This window comes from Pseudoalteromonas sp. TAB23 (assembly GCF_000498075.1).
Classification (GTDB): Bacteria; Pseudomonadota; Gammaproteobacteria; order Enterobacterales; family Alteromonadaceae; genus Pseudoalteromonas; species Pseudoalteromonas arctica.
Genome location: NZ_AUTP01000008.1, coordinates 1 through 1,016, shown reverse-complemented (window position 1 = coordinate 1,016; position 1,016 = coordinate 1). Strand labels below are relative to the sequence as shown.

General features: G+C 43.0%; 1 protein-coding gene and 1 pseudogene. Both read left to right on the top strand.

Going from position 1 to position 1,016, the window contains the following annotated elements:
- Window positions 1–348 (top strand): annotated as a pseudogene (locus L654_RS0100140) (ABC transporter permease); the annotation flags it as partial.
- A gap of 72 nt (window positions 349–420) precedes the next feature.
- Window positions 421–1,016, top strand: a 596-nt coding sequence (locus L654_RS0100135) for a BMP family ABC transporter substrate-binding protein (protein ID WP_029753401.1), incomplete at its 3' end; no start/stop codon positions are given.

The following is a 1,016-nucleotide window of genomic DNA, read 5'->3' as shown; positions in this document are numbered from 1 at the left end:
ATGTTTGGCGGCGCACTGGCTGGCATTGCGGGCGCATATTTATCGTTGGCTTATACACCACTTTGGACTCAAAACATGACGGCAGGGCGAGGTTGGATAGCCCTTGCTTTAGTGGTGTTTGCAAGCTGGCGTATTGAGCGCGTAATGCTTGGCGCTTATTTATTTGGCTTTGCCAGCATTATGCACTTAGTGGCACAGGCATTTGGGTTGGCTGTGGAGTCTAACTTACTGGCCATGTTGCCTTATGGTGCAACGCTTATAGTACTGATTATGCTCAGTAAAAATAAACAAAAATTAAAAATGTACGAACCCATGTGGCTAGGTAAGCCTTGGCACAAGGGTCATTAAATTAATTACAAAATCAATAAGGTAAATCACCTGCTTCAACAGGATATTAAAAATATAACACGGAGAATAATAATGAAAAAACTTATAACGGCACTCGGGGTTGCATTGAGCTTAGGCATAAGCGCATCAGCTATTGCAAAAGATAGCGTAAAAGTTGGCTTTGTATATGTAAGCCCCATAGGTGAAGCTGGTTGGACTTATACACATGACTCTAGCCGCCACTACCTAGAAGAAAAGTTTGGCGACAAAATAGAAACTACTTTTGTCGAAAGCGTACCAGAAGGGGCCGATGCTGAGCGTGTTATTACGCAACTGGCTAAAAGCGGGCACGATTTAATATTTACCACGTCGTTTGGCTACATGAACCCAACACTTAAAGTGGCTAAACGATTTCCTAATGTAAAGTTTGAGCATGCTACAGGTTATAAACGCGCAAAAAACGTAAGCACTTACTTTGATCGCATTTACGAAGGACGCTACCTAACAGGTGTTATTGCAGGGCACATGAGTAAAACCGACAGCATTGGTTATATTGCTGCGTTTCCTATTCCGGAGGTAATACGCGGTATAAATGCATTTACGCTTGGCTTGCGCTCAGTAAAGCCTAATGCAAAAGTAAAAGTAGTGTGGGTTAATAGCTGGTTTGATCCGGGTAAAGAGCGCGAAGC